The sequence below is a fragment of the Micromonospora sp. NPDC005367 genome, from assembly GCF_040606825.1.
Lineage (GTDB): Bacteria > Actinomycetota > Actinomycetes > Mycobacteriales > Micromonosporaceae > Micromonospora.
Genome location: NZ_JBEXFP010000055.1, coordinates 25660 through 42407, shown reverse-complemented (window position 1 = coordinate 42407; position 16748 = coordinate 25660). Strand labels below are relative to the sequence as shown.

14 protein-coding genes and 1 pseudogene are annotated in these 16748 nt (G+C 74.5%); 13 read left to right on the top strand and 2 right to left on the bottom strand.

Features of this window, described 5'->3' with window-relative positions; all coding sequences use genetic code 11:
- The 3 genes from ABZS42_RS27580 to lon all read left to right on the top strand — a co-directional run.
- Positions 1-705 (top strand): putative manganese transporter (locus tag ABZS42_RS27580; protein WP_355150084.1); only part of this gene is annotated, 705 nt, incomplete at its 5' end.
- 23 nt (positions 706-728) lie between these two features.
- Positions 729-992, top strand: coding sequence for a hypothetical protein (locus ABZS42_RS27575; RefSeq protein WP_355150082.1), 264 nt, complete (start codon positions 729-731; stop codon positions 990-992).
- Positions 993-1030: 38 nt separating this feature from the next.
- Positions 1031-3367 carry an endopeptidase La gene (gene lon, locus ABZS42_RS27570; RefSeq protein ID WP_355150080.1) on the top strand — a complete coding sequence of 779 codons (2337 nt, stop codon included), beginning with the start codon at positions 1031-1033 and terminating at the stop codon, positions 3365-3367.
- A 198-nt stretch (positions 3368-3565) separates the two neighbouring features.
- Here the strand turns inward: lon and ABZS42_RS27565 are convergent.
- Together ABZS42_RS27565 and ABZS42_RS27560 are read right to left on the bottom strand one after the other, a co-directional pair.
- A pseudogene (locus tag ABZS42_RS27565) lies at positions 3566-5278 on the bottom strand (DEAD/DEAH box helicase); the annotation flags it as partial.
- 158 nt (positions 5279-5436) lie between these two features.
- Positions 5437-6288: a hypothetical protein gene (locus tag ABZS42_RS27560; RefSeq protein ID WP_355150078.1), complete on the bottom strand. Its 852-nt coding sequence runs from the start codon at positions 6286-6288 to the stop codon at positions 5437-5439.
- A 133-nt stretch (positions 6289-6421) separates the two neighbouring features.
- Between ABZS42_RS27560 and ABZS42_RS27555 the strand changes: the two genes are divergently transcribed.
- The 10 genes from ABZS42_RS27555 to ABZS42_RS27510 all read left to right on the top strand — a co-directional run bounded on the left by ABZS42_RS27555 (position 6422) and on the right by ABZS42_RS27510 (position 16682).
- Positions 6422-7576, top strand: a complete 1155-nt coding sequence (locus ABZS42_RS27555) for a histidine kinase (RefSeq protein ID WP_355150076.1) — start codon at positions 6422-6424, stop codon at positions 7574-7576.
- Positions 7573-8178, top strand: coding sequence for a response regulator transcription factor (locus ABZS42_RS27550; RefSeq protein ID WP_355150074.1), 606 nt, complete (start codon positions 7573-7575; stop codon positions 8176-8178). The genes ABZS42_RS27555 and ABZS42_RS27550 overlap by 4 nt, the downstream gene beginning before the upstream one ends.
- 42 nt (positions 8179-8220) lie before the next feature.
- Positions 8221-8739 carry a 2'-5' RNA ligase family protein gene (locus ABZS42_RS27545; RefSeq protein ID WP_355150073.1) on the top strand — a complete coding sequence of 173 codons (519 nt, stop codon included), beginning with the start codon at positions 8221-8223 and terminating at the stop codon, positions 8737-8739.
- 183 nt (positions 8740-8922) lie between these two features.
- Complete coding sequence (locus ABZS42_RS27540) at positions 8923-9660, top strand: winged helix-turn-helix domain-containing protein (RefSeq protein ID WP_355150090.1); 738 nt, start codon at positions 8923-8925, stop codon at positions 9658-9660.
- A 213-nt stretch (positions 9661-9873) separates the two neighbouring features.
- Positions 9874-10971 (top strand): cytochrome P450, encoded by a 1098-nt coding sequence (locus tag ABZS42_RS27535; protein WP_355150071.1) that lies wholly within the window; start codon positions 9874-9876, stop codon positions 10969-10971.
- Positions 10968-11834, top strand: a complete 867-nt coding sequence (locus ABZS42_RS27530) for an isocitrate lyase/phosphoenolpyruvate mutase family protein (protein ID WP_355150069.1) — start codon at positions 10968-10970, stop codon at positions 11832-11834. Before ABZS42_RS27535 ends, ABZS42_RS27530 begins: the two co-directional genes overlap by 4 nt.
- Before the next feature lie 221 nt (positions 11835-12055).
- Entirely contained in the window at positions 12056-13018 is a 963-nt protein-coding gene (locus ABZS42_RS27525; RefSeq protein WP_355150067.1) for a DUF5715 family protein, read from the top strand.
- Between the two features lie 4 nt (positions 13019-13022).
- Positions 13023-14636 (top strand): asparagine synthase-related protein, encoded by a 1614-nt coding sequence (locus tag ABZS42_RS27520; protein ID WP_355150065.1) that lies wholly within the window; start codon positions 13023-13025, stop codon positions 14634-14636.
- A gap of 188 nt (positions 14637-14824) precedes the next feature.
- Positions 14825-15301, top strand: coding sequence for a DUF1203 domain-containing protein (locus tag ABZS42_RS27515; protein WP_355150063.1), 477 nt, complete (start codon positions 14825-14827; stop codon positions 15299-15301).
- A 385-nt stretch (positions 15302-15686) separates the two neighbouring features.
- Complete coding sequence (locus ABZS42_RS27510) at positions 15687-16682, top strand: carcinine hydrolase/isopenicillin-N N-acyltransferase family protein (RefSeq protein ID WP_355150060.1); 996 nt, start codon at positions 15687-15689, stop codon at positions 16680-16682.
- Positions 16683-16748: the final 66 nt, after the last annotated feature.

The following is a 16748-nucleotide window of genomic DNA, read 5'->3' as shown; positions in this document are numbered from 1 at the left end:
GCGGCCCGCGTCGACGCGCCCGCCGCACCGGCCGGGCCGGTGGCCGCCGGCGGGCCGGCTCTCGGCGCGTCCCGCCGGCTGCTCGGCGGGCTGCTGCCCCGGGTGCCGGCCGCCAAGGCGTTCTGGGGGCTGACCACGCCCGCCTTCGCGGTGTCGGTGCCGGTGGTCTTCCAGATGGTGGATCCGGGCACGCTGACCCGTGCGTTCGGCGGTATCGACCCGTACCTGGCGCTCGGCGTGCTCGGCACGTTCACGGCAGTGCTGATCTTCGCGGCCGGCCGGGGGCGGTTCGCCGACGACACCCTGGAGACGGCGCACCCGCAGTCGTTCCGAGCGACGCTGCGGCACAGTGCGCAGGAGGCGTCCTTCATCACCGTCTGGGTGGCCGTGGCGTACGTCGGGTGGCAGGTCCTCACCACGACCACCGGTTTCGACGGGTCCCAACTCGCGTTGACCGGGTTGCTGGGCGTGCTGGTCGGCGCCGGGATCGGGTTGATTCCCGGCTGTGCGGTGCAGATCGTCTTCACCGGTCTCTACGTCAGCGGCGGGCTCCCGCTGCCCACCCTGGTGGCGAACGCGCTCAGTCAGGACGGCGACGCGCTGATCCCGCTCGCCGCGCTGCGCCGGCATTCCGCCCTGCTGGCCACCGTGATCACCACCATTCCGGCCGCGGCCGTCGGTGCCGCGCTGCTGGTCCTGCTCTGACGACCTGGAAAGAGGTGCCGAAGATGTCGCCGCATCCGCTGGTCCCCATCGCCCGTACGCGAGTGAAGCTGGCCGTCTCCGGCGCGCTGACCGTCGGCGCCGTGACCGCCGGGCTGCCCGCCTGGACGGTGGCCGCACTGGCTCTGACCAGCATCGCGATCCCGGTCGCGGTGGTGCTCGTCGGGGGCGGCCCGCTGCTGCGGGAACTCCTGCTGCCGGTGACCGGCGTCCGCACCGACAGTGGCCTGGCTCACACCCCGGAAGAAAGCGAGCGCCTCATGACTTGAGCCAGACACGCTCAACTCAATGCGATGGCAGGTGTTCGATGGCAACTCTTCCGGTACTTCCTCTGACCGATGCCGTGCTGCTGCCCGGCATGGTCATCCCGGTGACCCTCGACCCGACCACTCAGGCCGCGGTCGACGCGGCCCGCGCCTCCGGCGACCGAACGCTGCTGGCCGTGCCCCGTATCGACGGAGAGTACGGTCCGGTCGGCGTGGTGGCCACCATCGAGAAGGTCGGCCGGCTGCCCAGCGGGGAGCCCGCCGCCGTGATCCGTGGTCTGTCGCGCGCCCGCATCGGCTCCGGCGTACCCGGGCCGGGGGCCGCGCTCTGGGTCGAGGCCACCGAGATCTCCGAAGCCACCCCCGCCGGCCGGGCCCGCGAGCTCGCCCGCGAGTACCGCGCCCTGGTGTCGTCGCTGCTCCAGCAGCGTGGGGCCTGGCAGGTCATCGACGCGATCGAGCGGATGACCGATCTCTCCGAGCTCGCCGACTCCGCCGGCTACGCGCCCTGGCTGAGCCTGGAGCAGAAGAACGAACTGCTCGCCGCCCCGGACGTCACCGCCCGGCTGGAGCTGCTCGTCGGCTGGGTGAAGGAGCACCTGGCCGAGCAGGAGGTCACCGAGCAGATCAACAACGACGTGCGGGAGGGGCTGGAGAAGTCGCAGCGGGAGTTCCTGCTGCGCCAGCAGCTCGCCGCGATCCGCAAGGAGCTCGGTGAGGACGAGCCGGACGGCTCGGCCGACTACCGGACCCGTGTCGAGGCCGCCGACCTGCCCGAGAAGGTGCGCGAGGCGGCACTGGGCGAGGTCGGCAAGCTCGAGCGGGCCAGCGACGCCTCCCCGGAGGCGGGCTGGATCCGTACCTGGCTGGACACCGTCCTCGAGATGCCGTGGAACACGCGTACCACCGACAACACGGACCTGGCCGCGGCGCGTGCGGTGCTCGACGCCGACCACTCCGGCCTGCCGGACGTGAAGGACCGCATCCTGGAGTACCTGGCGGTGCGCAACCGGCGTGCCGAGCGCAACCTCGGCGTGGTCGGCGGACGCGGCTCCGGCGCGGTGCTCGCCCTGGCCGGGCCTCCCGGTGTCGGCAAGACCAGCCTCGGCGAGTCGGTCGCCCGGGCGCTCGGGCGCAACTTCGTCCGGGTGTCCCTCGGCGGCGTCCGAGACGAGGCGGAGATCCGCGGCCACCGGCGCACCTACGTCGGCGCGCTGCCCGGCCGGATCGTCCGGGCCCTGCGCGAGGCGGGCTCGATGAACCCGGTCGTGCTCCTCGACGAGGTGGACAAGCTGGCCGCCGGATACGCCGGTGACCCGGCCGCCGCGCTGCTGGAAGTGCTGGACCCGGCGCAGAACCACACCTTCCGGGACCACTACCTGGAGGTCGACCTCGACCTGTCCGACGTGCTCTTCCTGGCCACCGCGAACGTGGTGGAGACCATCCCCGGCCCGCTGCTGGACCGGATGGAGCTGGTCACCCTGGACGGCTACACGGAGGACGAGAAGGTGGCCATCGCCCGGGACCACCTGCTGCCCCGGCAGCGGGAGCGGGCCGGGTTGACCGCCGACGAGGTGACCGTCGCCGACGAGGCGCTCGCCCAGATCGCGGGGGAGTACACCCGGGAGGCCGGTGTCCGGCAGCTCGAGCGTGCGCTCGCCAAGATCCTGCGCAAGGTGGCGGTGGCCCTGGCCACCGACCCGACGCCGGTCCACGTGGACACCGGCAACCTGGCCCGCTACCTGGGCCGGCCGAAGTTCACCCCGGAGTCGGCGGAGCGCACCGCGGTGCCCGGCGTGGCCACCGGCCTCGCCGTCACCGGCGCCGGCGGGGACGTGCTCTTCATCGAGGCGACCAGCATGGAGGGCGAGCCGGGGCTGACCCTGACCGGTCAGCTCGGCGACGTGATGAAGGAGTCGGCCCACATCGCGTTGTCCTACCTGCGGTCCAACGGTCGACGCCTCGGCATCGACCCGAACGCCCTGGCCGGGCGCCGGATCCACGTGCACTTCCCGGCGGGCGCGGTGCCCAAGGACGGCCCCAGCGCCGGCATCACGATGGTCACCGCGCTGGCCTCGCTGGTGACCGGCCGGCCGGTCCGGCCCGAGTTCGGGATGACCGGTGAGGTGACCCTCTCCGGGCGGGTGCTGCCCATCGGCGGGGTGAAGCAGAAGCTGCTCGCCGCGCACCGGGCGGGCCTGACCGAAGTGATCATCCCGAAGCGCAACGAGCCGGACCTGGACGACCTGCCCACCGAGGTCCGTGAGGCGCTGACCATCCACACCCTCTCCGATGTCGCCGACGTGCTCGCCCTGGCGTTGCGCCCGGCCGAGATCGACACGGAGTCGCTGGACGGTCCGGCGCTCGCCGCGGCCTGACGCCGAACCGAAGGGCCCCCTGCCGTCTCCCGAACGGGACGGCAGGGGGCCCTTCCTGGCATCTGAGAACCGCGGTGGTGGTCAGGTACGGTCGCGGCGGTCGCCGTCGCGGTCCTGCCGCTCGCGGCGGTCACCCCCGTACGGCCGCTCCCGGCGGTCACCGCCGTACGGCCGCTCCCGGCGATCGCCGGCGTGCGCCCGCTCCCGGCGGTCCCGGTCGTCGCCGTCACGGTCACGGTCACGGCGTACGGTCGCCTTGCGACCCTTGATCGTGCTGGCGCGCAGCCCCGCGATCACCTCGTCGGCGACGGCCTGCGGCACCTCCACCAGCGAGAACCGGTCCGCGATCTCGATCGAGCCGATGTCCCGGCCGCTGATCCCGGTCTCACCGGTGATCGCGCCGACCAGGTCCTGGGGCCGTACCCCGGCCCGCCGGCCGAGCCCGACGAAGACCTGCGTGGTGCCGCCCGCGCGGGGCCGGGCGCCGGCCCCGCGCCGCTCGCCCCGCGCCCCCTCGCGTGGGCCGCGCAGCGACACCTGCGGAATCTCCTCCTCGTCGTCCGCGCCCGGCGACGTCGCCTCGTGCGCCAGCCGCACTGCGGCGAGGGCGACCTCCATCAGGTCGAACTCGTCGGTGAGCGACTCCACGATCACCCGGAACGGCTCCAGGTCGTCATCGAGCAGACTCTCCCGCAGCGCCGCCTGGGTCAGCTCCAGCCGCCGGGTACGCAGATCCGCCACGGTCGGGATGGTGTCGATGGAGATCCGTTGGCCGGTGACCCGCTCGATGGTCTTGAGCATCCGGTGCTCCCGGGGCTCGGCCAGGGTGATCGCCACCCCTTCCCGACCGGCCCGGCCCACCCGCCCGATCCGGTGCACGTACGACTCGGGAGCCGACGGCACGTCGTAGTTGACCACGTGGGTGAGCTGCTCGACGTCCAGGCCGCGCGCGGCCACGTCGGTGGCCACCAACAGATCGGCCGTGCCGGAGCGCAGCCGCCCCATCACCCGGTCGCGCTGCTCCTGGCTCATCCCACCGTGCAACGCCTCAGCCCGGTAGCCTCGGCCGTTCATCGTCTCGGTGAGCCGGTCCACCTCCTCCCGGCTGCGACAGAACACGATCGCGGCGGTCGGCGACTCCACGTCCAGCACCCGACCCAGGGCCGCCGGCTTGTGCGCCCGGGCGACCAGGTACGCGCTCTGCCGCACCCGCGGCGCCTCTCCGGCGACCGGCTGCTCCCGCTGGATCAGGATCCGGACCGGGTCGGTGAGGTGCTGCCGAGCCATCCCGTCGATGCGCGACGGCATCGTGGCCGAGAAGAGCACCGTCTGCCGCTGCTCCGGCGCGTGCTCCAGGATCGCCTCGATGTCCTCGGCGAAGCCCATGTCGAGCATCTCGTCGGCCTCGTCCAGCACCACGGTGGCGATCCCGCCCAGCCGCAGCGTCTCCCGGGCGATGTGGTCCAGCGCGCGACCCGGGGTGGCCACCACCACGTCGACGCCCGCGTCCAGGGCGCGCAACTGCCGGCCGATCGGCTGCCCGCCGTAGATCGGCAGCACGCGGGCGCCGAGTTCCCGGCCGTAGCGGTGGAACGCCTCGGAGACCTGCACCGCCAGTTCCCGGGTCGGTACCAGCACCAGCGCCACCGGGTCGCCGCTGTCCCGGTGCGCCGGCATCCGCTGCAACAGGGGCAGCGCGAAGGCCGCGGTCTTGCCGGTGCCGGTGGCCGCCTGGCCGAGCAGGTCCCGGCCGGTCAGCAACGGAGGAATCGCCTCCCGCTGGATCGGGGTGGGCTCCTCGTAGCCCAGGGCGGTGAGCGCGCCCAGCAACTCGGGGCGGAGCCCCAGGTCCGCGAAGCCGTTCGCCTCGGTGTCGACCTGGTCGGTGGGGTGGATCTGTGCCGAACTCATGTGCCAAGCCTTTCATCACCGCCTCGGGCCCGCCTCGCCGACCGGCACCTATCCGCCGCAGATGCCTCCGGAACGTCAAGATGATCAAGTAATGCGGGTCCGGAGCGGGTGCCGCTGTCCTCCTGATCGGGTGGCGGCCGAGGGTGGCGACATCGGGATCAGGTGGTCAGCAGCGCCAGGACGATCGTGACGCCGACGACCGTGTCGAGCACCCCGCACCATTCGGCGTAGCCACGGGGCACGACCCCGTGGCGTCGGTGGTGCACGACGTCCCAGACCGCGTGGCCGAGCCAGCCCAGGGCGACCAGCCACGCGGCGCTCCGTCCGCCGGCCGCCGCCGCGAACAGCGCCAGCGCCGACCAGACGGCCAGTCCGGCGAGTTGCCGGGCCAGCACACCCGGCCCGCGCAGCCGGCGGCGGTACGCGCCGATGATCAGATACCCGGCGGGCAGCACGAGCAGCGTCCACGGGCCGAGCACCGTCGGTGAGATCCAGAGGTCGACCGTCATCAGCAGGGCGAGTCCGGTCGGCCAACGCCGGACCAGCGCGGCGACCAGTCGCGCCCGCCGAGGCGCGGCCGCGGGCGGTTGGTGCCGGTGTCGCAGCGCCACGAGCACCATGGCCGGCAGCATCAGCAGGTGGCCGCCGAGCAGCATCGCGTCGCCGCCGAGCAGGCCCGCCCAGTAGGGCGCCAGCAGCACCAGGAACGGGACGTACATGGCGGCCGCCATCTCGGCGCAGGCCACCGCGGAGTGCCGCCGGTGCCGCATCCACACGGTCATGCCGATGGTCATGTTCGTGGCCATCACCAGTGCGGCGACGTCCGGGCGGTCGAGCGCGATGGTGAGCCCCAGCGGATCGGCGACGAGCGACCACACCGGGTCGAGCAGCAGCATCCCGGCGATCATCGCGAGGACCATCTCGCCGAGGTGCCGCAGCAGGTGGGCGAAGCCGCCCGCCCGGCGCGGGCCGGTCGCGGTGGTCGGCTGGTCGATCAGGGTGTCGGTCATACCGTCGACCCTGCCCGCGTAGGCGACCAGCCGGGCAGCCCCGGATGTCACGGGTTTTCCGTGCGATGTGCACGGTCCATTCGTGACATCTCGCAGGGGCGGATGGTGCGGTGACGGCCCTACGATCGGGTCCGTGACACAGGAGGCGGCGGGATCCCGGGCGGACCGGCGGCTGCGTCGCGCACGCACGGCCACGCTCGTCTCGCTGGCGACCGGGGTCTGGGTCAGCCTGCTGCTGCCGCTGGTCGGTGTGGCCCGGGAGCCCGACGTCGTACGCGCCGCGCTCGGCGCGGTGGGTGTGGTCGGCTTCGCAGCCGGCCAGGCCGCGGTGCTGTACGCGGCGGTGACCCCCTGGCTGTCGCAGCGGTGGCGCCGTCGGTCCCAGTCAGGTCTGGCTGCGGTGGCACTGCTGACCGTCCCGCTGGTCGGTCCGGTCGCCGCGGGCGCGTGGCCGACCTGGGCGTGGCTGGGCGCCTCGCTGGTCGGCATGGCACCTCTGCTCGTACGACCACCGGTCGTGGCCGCCGTGGCCGCGGCGACCCTCGCCGTGTCGGCCGGGGTGGGGCTCTGGAGCGGCGGACAGGTCTCGCGGTTTCTTTTGGTGACCGGCGGAGTCGGTGCGGGCACGGCCGCGGTCAACTGGCTCCAGGTCTGGTTCTGGGATCTGCTCGTCGAGGCGCGGGAGGGGCAGCTGGCGCGGGGCCGGCTGGCCGCCGCCGAGGAGCGGCTCCGTCTCGCCCGTGACGTGCACGACGTGCTGGGGCACAACCTCACGGTGATCGCGTTGAAGGCGGAGCTGGCCGCCCGCCTCGCCGAGGTGGATGCCGAGCGGGCCGGCCGGGAGGCCAGCGAGGTACAGCGGCTGGCGACTTCGGCGCTGGCCGAGGTCCGCGCGACCGTGCACGGCTACCGGGCCGTCGACCTGGCCGACGAGCTCGCCGCGGTGGCGGGTGTGCTGCGCTCCTGCGGCGTACGGTGCACGACCGTGCCCCCACCCGCCGACCTGCCACCGGCGGCGGCGAGCGACCTGGCGGCGGTGCTGCGGGAGGCGGGCACGAACGTGCTGCGGCACAGCCGGGCCGGCTGGTGCCGGATCGACATCGTCCGTGACGGCGACGTCGCGCGCTTGACGGTCGCCAACGACGGTGCCGCGAGTCGCGGGCCGGACGAGCACAGCAACGGCCTGCGCGGGCTCACCGACCGGCTCGCCGAGGCCGGCGGGCGGCTGCGCGTCCGGCGGGAGGAGAACGTGTTCACCCTCGAAGCCACCCTTCCGGTCGAATCATGATCCGCGTCCTGCTCGCTGACGACGAGGACCTGATCCGGGCGGCGCTGGCCGCCCTGCTCGCGCTGGAGCCCGACGTCGAGGTGGTGGCGGAGGCGGCCGACGGGCCGTCGGCGGTGACGGCGGCGCTGGCGCACCGGCCGGACGTGGCGGTGGTCGACCTGGAGATGCCGGGGCTGACCGGCATCCAGGTCGCCGCCGAGCTGTCCCGGGCGCTGCCCGGGTGCGCGGTGGTCCTGCTCACCGGGCACGGCCGCCCCGCGCATCTGCGCCAGGCGCTGACCGTCGGCGCTCGCGGCTTCCTGGCCAAGGGCGCACCCGGCGGCGCGCTCGCCGACGTGATCCGCCGGGTGCGCGCCGGCGGACGGTACGTCGACCCGGTGTTGGCCGCGGACGCGCTGACCCTGCCCGACTGTCCACTGACTCCTCGGGAGCTGGAGACGCTACGGCTGGCCGAGATGGGCGCCCCGGTCGCGGTGGTCGCCCGGCGGGCGCACCTGTCCGCCGGCACGGTGCGGAACTACCTCGCGGCCGCGGTGCAGAAGCTCGGCGCGGCCGACCGGGCGGAGGCGATCCGGACGGCGCGGGAGAACGGCTGGCTCTGAGCGGGTCTCCCGACCGCCTTCGTGGACGACTAGCGTGGGCGGGTGCGTACGGTCGAACTGCTCTGCTCGGCGGAGTTGGACGCCACGGTGCGGGCCGCGTGGCAGCGGCTGGCCGAGACCGGTCTGCCCAGCCTGGCCCGCAATATCCACCCGACGAACCGCCCCCACCTGACCCTCGCCGCGGTGGACGAGTTCCCGCCCGGAGCCGAGGAACGCCTCACCGATCTGTTCGACGCGGCGCTGCCCGTCCGCGCGCGGGTCGACCGGGTGGCGGTGCTCGACGGCAGCGCCCCGCTGGTGTGGCTGATCCGGCCGACGCCGGAGCTGCTGGCCCTGCACGGGGCGGTCTGGGACGTGCTCGCCGGCGCGCCCGGAGCACACCCCTGGCATCTGCCCGGACGGTGGATTCCGCACCTGAGCCTGGCTTTGCGCTTCCGCGACGCCGACCGCCGACGGGCCCGGGCGGTGATCGGCGGTGACCGCCCGACCGGGGAGTTCGTTGCGGCGCGCAGCTACGACGGGGCGACCCGTACGGCCGGGCCGCTCGCTGCCGGACGCTGACCGTGGCCCGTCGCCAGGGGCCCCGGTCAGCGCACGGTCAGCGGTCGAAGCGCGAGTGGGCGAACTCGGCGCTGACCGCCGGCGTGGTGCCGCCGGACACCGGCCGGCCGCGCCGTGCGACGTTGTGAAGACCGGTCGGCGAAGACCGAAGCGTCCCCGTGCCAGCATGGGCGGATGCACCCGATGACCGCCTGGGCCCCGGGGCTCGCACAGTTCGCCACGCTGCTCGCCGACACCACCCGGGCCCGGATCTGCCTGGCGTTGCTCGACGGTCGGGCCTGGACGGCGGGGGAGCTGGCGCGGGCCGCCGGCGTCGCCCCGTCCACCGCGAGCGAGCAGCTCAGCCGCCTCGTCGACGGCGGGCTGCTGGCGCAGGAGCGGCAGGGGCGGCACCGCTACCTGCGGCTCGCCGACGCGAGCGTGGCCCAGCTCGTCGAGGACCTGGCCGGAAGGGTTTCCGCGCCGCCGGTCCCGGACCGGTCGCTGCGGGCCGCCCGGGCCGGTGCCGCGCTCGCGTACGCCCGCACCTGCTACGACCATCTCGCCGGGCGTCTCGGCGTGCTGGTGCACGACGCGCTGCTGCACCGGGGACTGCTGGACCGGTCGGCCGGGCTGGCCCTCACCCCGGCCGGGGAGCGCTGGTGCGCCGAGCTGGGACTGCTCCTCGCGCCGCTGCGCGCCGCACGCCGGCCCATGCTGCGCGACTGCCTGGACTGGACCGAGCGGCGCACGCACCTGTCCGGGGCCCTCGGCGCGGCGCTCTGCGCCCACCTGATCGACCTGGGTTGGCTGACCCGGGGCGTGGGCCGGGCCGTGCGCCTCACCCCGTCCGGCGCCCCGGCGCTCGCCGCCGCCCTCGGCCTGGAAGCGGCCGACCTCACCCCGCCGGCGGACGCCGTCACCGGCGGCGGACGCGCCTGACCTGGCGCGCCCACCCCTGGTCGACGGCGAAGCCGGCCGGCCGGGCGCACGCCGCCCGGCCGGCGGCTGATCCACCGGATCTCGGGATGTCCCGGGCGTAGTGACACCGCGCCTGCACCGAACGAGCCGATCATCACCTGGTTCGTGGCCTGCCCCGGGGGCGCGTCGACACTTCGGCGCCGGCCGCACCGTCCCGGCCCTAGCGTTCGTCGGGTGACGCTCACCCGCCCCCGCATAGCTCCGATCCCCGGCACTCCAGCCTGCGCTGCGCCCACCGTGGACCCGCGGACCGGTTGCACCCTGACCCGGTACGCGGACGTGCGTGCCGCCCTCGCCGCCCCGGCCTGCCACGTACCGGCCGTCGGCCCCGGCGCGGCCTACACGCTCGACTGGCTCCGTGGCCTGGTGAGCCGCTTCAGCACCCCGGAGGACCATCCCGCCCGGCGGGCAGCCGGCCTCGCGGCCCTGACCCCGCTCGACCCGGAAGAGCTGCGCGCCGAGGCGGCCCGGCGAACCGCGGACGCCCTGGACCGGGCCGATGGCCGGCTGGACGTGCCCTCCGCGCTCGCCCGGCGGGTACCGGTGGGGGTGCTCGCCGGGCGACTCGGGCTGGCCGAGGCGGCGACCGCCGTCGAGGCGGTGACCACGATCGCCGCCGCCTACCAACCCGGCGCGGACGCGGCCGCGGCCTGGCGGGCCGACGGGGCGGTCACGGTGCTGGTGGCGCTGGCCCCGCCCGCCCCGCCCGAGGTGCTCGCCAACCGGCTCGGCCTGCTGGTCCAGGCCTGCGACGCCACGGCCGGGCTGATCGGCGCCGGTGCCCGGAACCTCCTGCCCCCGCCCACCGATCCGCCGCCGGCCGCGGATCTGGCTCCGGCCGAGGATCTGGGTCCGCCCGCCGGCGAGGTCGCGGGCACCGGGCGTCCGGCCGGCGACACCGCGGAGCTGCTCCACGAGGTGCTGCGGCTGGACCCGCCGGTACGCGGCACCCGCCGGATCACCACCGGAGACGTTCAGATCGGCGGCGTCGACCTGCCGGCGGGCACCCCGCTGCTGCTGCGCTTCGACTCGGCGAACCGGGATCCGGAGTTCTTCCCCGAGCCCGACTCCTTCACCCCCGGCCGCCCCACGCCCGCCCTGACGTTCGGCGCCGGCCGCCGCGGCTGCCCCGGGCAGCGGCACGCGCTGGCGCTCGCCAGCGGAGTGCTGGACGTGCTGCGCGAGCGGTGCCGGCTCGCGCCCGGCGTGCCGGCGTACGAACCACACCCGCTGCTGCGCGTGCCGACCCGACTCGAGGTGACCCCGCGATGACGAAACCGTCCACCGCCGCCGACCGGTACGCCGACCGCTGCGCCGCCTTCCGTGCGCTGCACCGGCCCGGCCGCCCGCTGCTGCTGCCGAACGCTTGGGACCATGCCTCGGCGGCGATGTTCGCGACCCGGTCCTACCCGGCCGTCGGCACCACCAGCCTCGGCCTCGCCGCCGCGGCCGGACTGCCGGACGGCGTCGCGGCGACCCGGACCGAGACGCTGCGGCTGGCCCGGCTGCTGCGCCGGCTTCCGGTACTGCTCACCGTCGACGTGGAGGCGGGCTTCAGCGACGACCCGGCGGACGTCGCCGCCCTCGCCGTCGAGCTGGCCGGGCTCGGCGTGGTCGGTGTCAACCTGGAGGACGGCCGCCCGGACGGTTCGCTCGCCCCACCGGCGGTGACCGCGAACAAGGTGGCGGCGGTCAAGGCCGCGGTGCCGGGGCTGTTCGTCAACGCCCGCACGGACGCGTGGTGGCTGGGCGTGCCCGATCCGCTGCGCGACGCGGTGCGGCGGGTGCGGGCGTACCGGGCGGCGGGGGCCGACGGGATCTTCGCGCCGGGCGTGCCGGACGCGGACACGATCCGCGTCCTCGTCGCCGCGGCCGACGCCCCGCTGAACGTGCTGTACCGCCCGGCTCTCCTGGAGGTCGACGAGCTGGCGAGGCTCGGGGTGGCCCGGGTGAGCACCGGCTCGCTGCCGTTCCGGGCCGCGCTCGGTGCCGCGTTGGCCAGCGTCGAAGCCCTCACGCCGGCACGCGTCGGCGTCGACGCCGGTCGCGCCTCGGCCGCCGCGGTCGCGTCGCCCGAACCGCCGTCGTACGCCGACGTGCAGGCACTGACGGACGGGTGGATGCCGCCAAACTGATGCTCGTTCCACCGCCGCGGCGGTGGCAGTCCCGCGGCTGTTGACCGGTTCGTGCCTGACCCGGCCACCCTGCCGGCTGCTGGCGGGGTGTGTCGGGCTTTCCCGAGCCGTCACCGTTAGCGGGTGATAGGAGGAATGTTCGGCCTTCTCCCGATCCGGCTGGTTACCGTGTCTGTGCAGGGCGAGCGACCCAGGTGTCGTGACCGCAGAGAGGACCGATCATGCGAGTGCCCAGCCGAAGCCCCGGGGGCCGGTCCGGTCCGACCGCCGCCTCCACCGCCCCGGCCCGCCGCCTTCCCAGCCCGCCCGGACCGGCGCCGGTCACCGAACCGGATCTCGCCGCCTACCGGGAGGCCGTCGCGGACCTGTTGGTGGAGGTCGGCGCGCTCGCCGACGCGCCGAGCGTCGCCGCCCGACAGGTGCTCATCGACGACCGGCTGCGCGAGCCGGCCCTCGCCGCGGTCCTCGACGCGACTCCGCAGGGTTTCCTCGGCGCCCGCGAGACGCTGCTGCTGGAGATGGCCCGCTACCAACACAACACGCGCAGCTCCGCACCGGACCTGACCGCGCTGGTGCGGATCTACCTGCTCTCCCGCATCGACGTCATGTGGTGGCGGGACACCCGCACCTTCCTCACCGACGACCAGGTCCAGGGCAGTACCGACCTGGTCGACCTGGAGTGGCTGCGCCGCCGTGACCTGCTCGGTTTCCGCTACCGGGAACAACCGGGCAGCGTGGCGGGCCGGGGATGGCAGGCGGTGCGGCGGCGGCTGCGCCCCGACGCCAGCCCGCGTACCGCCGGTCTGCTCGCCCGGCGCGCCCGCCGCGAGGTCGTGGCGCTGCTCAACGACCTCGCCCGGCAGTTCGCGGCGGCCACCCCGCCCGGCACCCCACCACTCTGGGTCACTTCGCTCACTCGTAGCGTCGAACACCAGCACCGTCTGCGCCGCCTCGGCTACGCCGCCATGCTGCCCAGCGGGCACTGCGTCGGCTACGCCATCGACGTGGAGATGACCTGGTTCGCGCGCTACGGCGTACGCGACACCCTGGCCGCCCTGCTGCTCGAGCGCCAGCAGGCCGGCGAGGTCAACGTGATCGACGAGGGGCAGGCCTGGCACGTGTGCCTCGCGCCGGCCGCGGGGCGGCGGCTGCGCCGGGCGTACGAAGTCGAGATGGGTCTCTGAGCCGATGTGCGGCATCGCCCTGAGCATCGGCCCGGACGCCGACCCGACGTTCTTCCGCCGGATGCTCGCCGTGCTCGCCCCGCGCGGTGAGGTGACCGAGGCCCGCTACGAGTCCGGGCTGCTCGCCGGCACTCGCCGGCTGCGCGTGGTGGACCGCGATCGGGCGGTGCAGCCGTGGACGTCCACGGACGAGCGCTGGCTGCTCTGCTACAACGGCGAGGTCTTCAACCACCGCGAGTTGCGTACGGAGCTGAGCCGGCTCGGTCACGACTTCCGGGGCGACAGTGACACCGAGGTGGTGCTGGCCGCCTTCGAGCACTGGGGTGCCGAGGCCGTCCACCGGCTGCGCGGCGAGTACGCCTTCGCCGTGGTGGAACGGGCCACCGGACGCGTGTACCTGGCCCGCGATCCGCTCGGTGTGAAGCCGCTGTACTGGGCCCGCGAGCCCGGCTGCCTGCACGTGGCCTCCGAGGTCAAGGCGCTGGTCGGGTACGGCGTGCCGGTCAGCGAGGTGCCGCCCGGGCAGCACGGCTGGGCGGACGCCGACGGTCATGTCCGGCTGCGTCCGTACGTGGACCTGCTCGCCCTCGGCGCGGGACTTCCCGTGATCGACGACCCGGACGAGGCCGCCCTGCTCGTCCGTGCCGCGTTGCGGGACAGCATCCGGGTCCGGGTGGACACCGACCTGACCGTGGGGGTGGTGCTCTCCGGCGGGCTGGACAGCTCGCTGGTGCTGCACGAGGTGCGGGAGCTGGACCAGGACTGCCTGGCGATCACGATCGGTGCGCCGGGCAGCCCCGACGTGGCGTACGCGCGGCGGCTCGCGGCCGACCTCGGTGTGCCGCACGAGGTGGTGGAGCTGCGCCCGCGCGACATCCGGCTGGCCGACATCCGGGAGGCGATCCGGATCTCCGAGCTGACCGAGTACGGCGACATCATCAACGCGGTGGTCTCCGTACCGCTGTTCCGGCGGCTGCGGCAGCTCGGTGTGAAGGTGGCGCTCACCGGCGACGGCTCGGACGAGTTGTTCGGCGGGTATCCGATGTACCACGAGGTCGGGTCGGAGGCGTCCCGCCGGCTCTTCCTCCATCGAATCCGCAACCTCGGGCGTACCGAGCTGCAACGGGTCGACCGGACCAGCATGGGTCACGGGGTGGAGACCCGGGTGCCGTTCCTCGACCCGAGCGTCGTCGAGCTGGCCATGCGACTGCCGCTGGAGCTCAAGCTGCGCGACGGGCGCGAGAAGTGGATCGTCCGGCGGGCGTTCGCCGGCGTGCTGCCCGAGTACGTGCTCCGGCGGCCGAAGAACCCGATGTCGTACTCGTCGGGGCTGCACGAGCGGGCGCGGCTCTACAAGCCCCTCTTCGCCCGGCTGTACCGTTCGTTCGGCTACCAGCTGCTGGAGCCGGTACGACGGGACTTCGACAGCGTGTTGAGCCGGTGCGGCAATGACCTGGACCAGGCGATCGCGGACGGTCTGGCGCGGCCGGACTACACGGTCCTGGAGCACGCCCGGGACCTGGTCGGCGCGGCGAAGTGGAACGCGGCGCCGATGGTGCGCCGGCTGGTGGGCCCGCGGCGAACCCGAGGCGGTGACGAGGCCCCGCTCACCGGTTGAGCACGCGCACGCAGTGGTGACCGCAGCGTGGTCGACCGGCTGGAGGCGCGGCCGGCCGCGGCCCCCGGCGCGCGGTGCACCGGGGCTGACCCGGCATCGCCGGGCTCGCGCTGCCTGCGGTCGCACGGCGGCAACGCGAGGTCCGATCGCCGCCAGCGTTCGCGTCGCGGCCGGTTCAGGCTGGGCGCATGATCAAACCGAACGGGTTCGTCGTCCGCCCACTGCCGTCCGAACTGCTCCACGTCGTCCGCCGAACGCGGCGCGACGCCGCCGACCGGCCGGTCGAGGCCACCCGGGCCGATGGCGGGGAACCGCTGCGCTGCTGCCTGCGGGACGCCGCGCCGGGGGAGGAGCTGCTGCTCTTCGGGTACGTTCCGCCGGTCGCCGACGGCCCCTACCGGGAGATCGGACCTGTCTTCGCCCATGCCGCGGCCTGTCCCGGGCCGGAGCCGACCGACGCCTACCCCGCGGCCTGGCGCGGACGGGAACAGATCCTGCGAACGTACGACCGGCAGGGCCGCATCCACGGCGGCCGGCGGCACGACGGCGGTGATCCGGAGCCGGTCATCGCCGAGCTGCTCGCCGACCCGGCCGTACGCCAGCTGCACAGCCGCAACGTCGTGTACGGCTGCTTCATGTTCGCCGTCGAGCGCGCCGAGGAGTGATCGGCGTCGGGATTCGCGGATAGGCCGCGCCCGGCCGGTGCCGCGCCCGGTAGGGCCGACCTGTCCTGCCTCGGGCGAGGCGGCGGGTGGCGAACACCGCGACGAGCTTGATACCTGAGAGGCATAAATATGCCTCTCAGGTATCAAGCTCGTGCTGACAACCGTTCCGCGCCCTGCCCGACGCTCGGGCTTGCGTGACGTCCCGGGCCCGCCCGCTGTGGGCCCGGGGTCAGGTCAGCAGCAGCGCGCTGACGGCCGCGGCGGTGCCGCCCGGCGGCGAGGGCATCCTGCCGATGAGCCGGACGCGACCTGACCGGTGGGCCGGGCTGCCCGGCCGGTCCGGCCAATGGACAGGCGGGTGCCCGACGCATAGCGTCCTGTGGATATGCGGAGGACTCTACCGGCCGCCACTCTGGCCCTGTTGCTCGTGCTCACCGCCTGCTCGGCCCCGTCGGAGACCCCGACGTCCGCGCCCACCCCCACCGGCACGCCCACCGCGTCGCGGCAGAACGCGACCCAGGTGGAGCAGACCCTGGCCAGCCTGCGCCGGGTTGACGAGCTGCCGCTGTACGAGATGACCTACGTCGGGTCCTACGACGCCACGGTGGGCACGGACGCCGCGCCGGCGAGCCCGTTCGGCTGCTCGCTCTTCGTGGCGGCCGGCGACCGGAGCCGGCCGCTGTTCGCCCGCAACTTCGACTGGGACCCCAACCCGGCCATGGTGCTGCGCACCGAACCACCCCAGGGGTACGCGTCGATCTCGCTGGTGGACCTGTCCTACCTCGGGGTCGGCGCCAACCTGAGCGGTGACCGGCGGCTGCTGAACGCGCCGCTGCTGCCCTTCGACGGGATGAACGAGCGTGGCCTGGCCGTGGGGCTGGCGGCCGACGACGCCGCGCGGGCCGACCCCGTGCCGGGTAAGCCGACCGTCGGCTCGGTGCGCATCCTGCGCCTGGTGCTCGACCGGGCGGCCAGCGTCGACGAGGCGGTCGCCGTCTTCACCGCGCACAATCTCGACTTCTCCGACGGGCCGGCGCTGCACTACCTGCTGGCCGACGCCACCGGCGCGTCCGCGGTGATCGAGTTCGTGGACGGCCGGATGCGGGTCGAGCGCGGCCAGGGCAGCTGGCAGGCGCTGACCAACGTGCCGGTGGTCGGGGTCCCGGAGCAGACGCGCCGTGCGGACCGCCGGTACGACCTGATCGCCCAGGCGATGACCGAGGCCGGTGGTGTGGCGGACGCCAGAGCGGCGTTGCGGGTGCTGACCGATGTCCGGCAGGCACACACCCGCTGGTCGGTGACGTACGGCCTGCGCAGTGGCGAGGTGCGGCTGGTCACTGCCGGCGGTGCCGAGCGACGTTACGCGCTGACGATGCGCTGAGCGGCTCGACGCGGTCGCGGGCATGCGGGTGGCCCGAGCGGGTGCGGCCCGCCCCTGCTCCCGCAC

Bases quoted from the DNA above. Each gene is read 5' to 3' on its own strand.
- ABZS42_RS27520 (WP_355150065.1), top strand. From the start codon at position 13,023: ATGTGCGGCATCGCCCTGAGCATCGGCCCGGACGCCGACCCGACGTTC.
- ABZS42_RS27525 (WP_355150067.1), top strand. From the start codon at position 12,056: ATGCGAGTGCCCAGCCGAAGCCCCGGGGGCCGGTCCGGTCCGACCGCC.
- ABZS42_RS27575 (WP_355150082.1), top strand. From the start codon at position 729: ATGTCGCCGCATCCGCTGGTCCCCATCGCCCGTACGCGAGTGAAGCTG.
- ABZS42_RS27550 (WP_355150074.1), top strand. From the start codon at position 7,573: ATGATCCGCGTCCTGCTCGCTGACGACGAGGACCTGATCCGGGCGGCG.
- ABZS42_RS27540 (WP_355150090.1), top strand. From the start codon at position 8,923: ATGACCGCCTGGGCCCCGGGGCTCGCACAGTTCGCCACGCTGCTCGCC.
- ABZS42_RS27530 (WP_355150069.1), top strand. From the start codon at position 10,968: ATGACGAAACCGTCCACCGCCGCCGACCGGTACGCCGACCGCTGCGCC.
- lon (WP_355150080.1), top strand. From the start codon at position 1,031: ATGGCAACTCTTCCGGTACTTCCTCTGACCGATGCCGTGCTGCTGCCC.
- ABZS42_RS27510 (WP_355150060.1), top strand. From the start codon at position 15,687: ATGCGGAGGACTCTACCGGCCGCCACTCTGGCCCTGTTGCTCGTGCTC.
- ABZS42_RS27515 (WP_355150063.1), top strand. From the start codon at position 14,825: ATGATCAAACCGAACGGGTTCGTCGTCCGCCCACTGCCGTCCGAACTG.
- ABZS42_RS27560 (WP_355150078.1), bottom strand. From the start codon at position 6,288: ATGACCGACACCCTGATCGACCAGCCGACCACCGCGACCGGCCCGCGC.